4 protein-coding genes are annotated in these 3,282 nt (G+C 73.8%); all 4 read left to right on the top strand.

The window, feature by feature from the left end; genetic code table 11:
* Positions 1–1,042: cobalt ECF transporter T component CbiQ (gene cbiQ, locus FDZ70_08260; protein ID TLM72673.1), on the top strand; the 1,042-nt coding region annotated here is incomplete at its 5' end.
* Positions 1,039–1,821 (top strand): ABC transporter ATP-binding protein, encoded by a 783-nt coding sequence (locus FDZ70_08255; GenBank protein TLM72674.1) that lies wholly within the window; start codon positions 1,039–1,041, stop codon positions 1,819–1,821. The genes cbiQ and FDZ70_08255, both read left to right, overlap by 4 nt.
* Complete coding sequence (locus FDZ70_08250) at positions 1,818–2,456, top strand: hypothetical protein (GenBank protein TLM72672.1); 639 nt, start codon at positions 1,818–1,820, stop codon at positions 2,454–2,456. The genes FDZ70_08255 and FDZ70_08250 overlap by 4 nt, the downstream gene beginning before the upstream one ends.
* Positions 2,457–2,469: 13 nt before the next feature.
* Positions 2,470–3,282 (top strand): carbamoyltransferase HypF (locus FDZ70_08245; GenBank protein TLM72671.1); only part of this gene is annotated, 813 nt, incomplete at its 3' end.

The following is a 3,282-nucleotide window of genomic DNA, read 5'->3' as shown; positions in this document are numbered from 1 at the left end:
GCTCCCGGGCGTCCTGTCCACCCCCGCCGCCGGCTTCCTCCTGCCCGGCGTCGCGGACCACACGCTCGCGGGCGTGCTCGCCGGGCTCGCGGGCACCGCGATCGCGGGGGTGGTGCTGTATGCACTCGCGGCGCTGGTGCGGGCCCGCGACGCCGGGCCGGCGCCGCGGGATGCGCGGCCGGAGCCGTCCGCGGGCGAGGACCTGCACCGCCACGAGCACGGTCACGCCGACGCGCCGGTCCATCGGCACCCGCACCACCACGACCCCCGGCCCGGTCACGAACACGCGCACGCGACCGGGTTCGAGCGGCACACGTACGTCGTGTCGCCCGTTCACGACCTCGACCCGCGAGCCAAGATCGCCGCGGTGCTCGTCGTCGTGCTCGCCGTGGTGCTGGCGCCCGCCCCGCGGCCGCTCGAGGCATTCGCGTTCGCGGCGTTCGTCCTCGCGCTCACAGGCGCCGCGAACCTGCCCCCGCTGACGGCGCTCGCCCGCTCGGCGATCGTGCTCCCGTTCGCCGGGACGATCGCGCTGCTCGCGCCGATCACGAGCGTCGGCGGTTCGTGGAGCGCGGGCGGGATCGCGGCCGCCTACGCCGGCGGCGGATGGCTCGTCGCGTGGAGCATCCTCGCGAAGGCGTGGATGAGCGCGAGCCTGCTCGTGCTGCTGTCGCTGACGACCCCGGCGCCGCGCCTGTTCAAGGGCCTGCGGGCGCTCCGGCTGCCCGACGTCATCCTCACGATGCTCTCGTTCACCTACCGCTTCGCCGAGGTCGTGCGTGCGCAGGTGCGGTCGATGCGCGCGGCGGTCGCGTCTCGTGCGCCGGGGCTACGCGGATGGCGCCTCGTGCGCCTGCTCGGGAACCTCGCCGGCAACCTGTTCGTGCGGGCGTACGAGCGCGGCGAGCGCGTGCACGCGGCGATGCTCTCGCGCGGGTACGACGGCACGTTGCCCAGCGCCGAACCGCTGCACGCCCGCGCGGCCGACCTCGTCGCGATCGCCGTGGCACTGTGCGTCGCAGGCGCGCTGGCGCTGTACTGAGAGGACGCGAGGAGCCGATGCCCGACACGCCCGCCATCGAGATCGCCGGCCTCGCACACCGCTACCCGGACGGCACCGAGGCGCTGTCCGGCGTCGACCTTCGCGTGGCTCGCGGCGAGCGCGTGGCGCTGCTCGGCCCCAACGGCGCCGGCAAGTCGACCCTCATGCTCCACGTCAACGGCATCCTGCGCGGCAGCGCGGGCACAGTCGCCGTGGATGGCGTGACGGTGGCGGACAACACCGTACGGGCTGTGCGCGAGCGCGTCGGGCTCGTCTTCCAGGACCCCGACGACCAGCTGTTCATGACCACGGTCTACGACGACGTCGCCTTCGGGCCGCTCAACATGGGCCTGTCCGCCACCGAGGTCGACGCGCGGGTGCACGAGGCACTCCACGCGGTCGGCCTGGCCGGCGAGGCGACCCGCCCCGCGCAGCACTTGAGTTTCGGCCAGCGCAAGCGGATCGCGCTCGCGACCGTGCTGTCGATGCGCCCGTCGGTGCTCGTCCTCGACGAACCGACCTCGAACCTCGATCCGCGCGCGCGCCGGCGGATGATGGACCTGCTCCAGGACCTGGACGCCACGATGGTCCTCGCCACGCACGACATGGACGTCGCTTGGCGGCTGTGCTCGCGGGCCGTGGTGATGGACGGCGGCCGCGTCGTCGCCGACGGCCTCGCCGGCGAGGTGCTCACGGACGAGGCGCTGCTGACGGCGCACGGGCTCGAGCTGCCGCCCGCACTCGCCGCGCGCACCACCGCTGGTACAATCGCGCCGTGAAGCAGAAGAGCATCCCGCACACCACCCACAACGGACCTCCGGCCGCGGAGGCCCCGTCGTACTTCCAGTGCCCTGAGTGCGGCTTCCTGTCCGCCGACGCACGCTTCGGCGCCGGCGAGGTCCCCTGCCCCGACTGCCACAGCAGCGGCGCGCGGCCGCGCGCGTTCCCCTCGGACAGGCTGCGCCGCTTGGACGAACGCATCCGCCACTACAACGCCGAGGGCGACTGGGAGGTCGTCGTCATCCTCGCCGAGACGTTCCTCGAGTCCATCCTCGAGGACATCATCGACCGCATCCTCGCCGCGCACGGCGCGGACGTGACCGTGCGCTCGGTCGTGCTCGACGGCCAGCGCGCCATCGGCGCCCGCATCGGGCGCCTCTTCCCGGCGCTCACGGGCGAGGAGTTCGAGGAGGTCGCCGCCGAGCTCGGCTTCCGCGACTTCCCACACCGCTGGCGCGTCCTGCGCGGCGCTCGCAACGCGTTCATCCACGACTCGCCGTTCCATGGGCCGCAGGAGAAGCTCGACCCGGCGACCGCCCACGAGGCGATGATCCTGCTCGACCAGGCGTACAAGCTGTTCGTGCTCATCAACAACCGCTTCGTGGCCGACGGCTTCGGGAAGCACGGCCGGTAGCCGGCCCGCCCCCATGAAGGCGCTGTCGCTGCACGTCACCGGCGTCGTGCAGGGGGTCGGCTTCCGCCCCTTCGTCTACAACCTCGCCCGTTCGCTCGGGCTCGCGGGCAGCGTCCACAACGCGTCGGACGGCGTCTACTGCACCGTCGAGGGCGACGACGCGGCCGTCGACACCTTCGCGCTCGCCCTGCGCGACGAGGCGCCGCCGATGGCGGTCGTCGACGAGGTCGTGGCAGAGGCTGTCGAGCCGCGCGGGCTGACCGGCTTCGTCATCGAGGAGTCCGAGGCGCGTTCGGGCGCGATGACGCTCGTGTCGCCCGACATCGCGACCTGCCCGGCGTGCACCGCCGAAGCCGCGGACCCGTCCGACCGCCGCCATCGATACCCGTTCATCAACTGCACGAACTGCGGCCCGCGCTTCACGGTCATCGACGACGTGCCGTACGACCGCCCCGCCACCTCGATGGCCGAGTTCCCGATGTGCCCCGAGTGCGCGGCGGAGTACGCGGACCCCGCCGACCGCCGCTTCCACGCCCAGCCGGACGCGTGCTTCGTGTGCGGCCCGCGGCTCTACCTGGACGCGCTCTCGCCCGAGTGCGGCGGCCTCGACCCCGACTGGTCGTGGTCGCCGGAGCGCGAGCCGGCCCCTCGCCCGCACCGCGACCGCGACGCCGAGCGCACCCGCTCGGACGCGATCGTGGACGCCGCCGCGCGCCTGCTCCGCGAGGGCCGCGTCGTCGCGGTGAAGGGCCTCGGCGGCTACCAGCTCGCGTGCGACGCCACGAACGAGACCGCCGTCACGACGCTGCGCGAACGGAAGCGCCGC

It is taken from the genome of Actinomycetota bacterium (genome assembly GCA_005774595.1).
Lineage (GTDB): Bacteria > Actinomycetota > Coriobacteriia > Anaerosomatales > D1FN1-002 > D1FN1-002.
The sequence above is the reverse complement of the archived record's forward strand: the minus strand, read 5'-3'. Positions and strand labels throughout refer to the sequence as shown.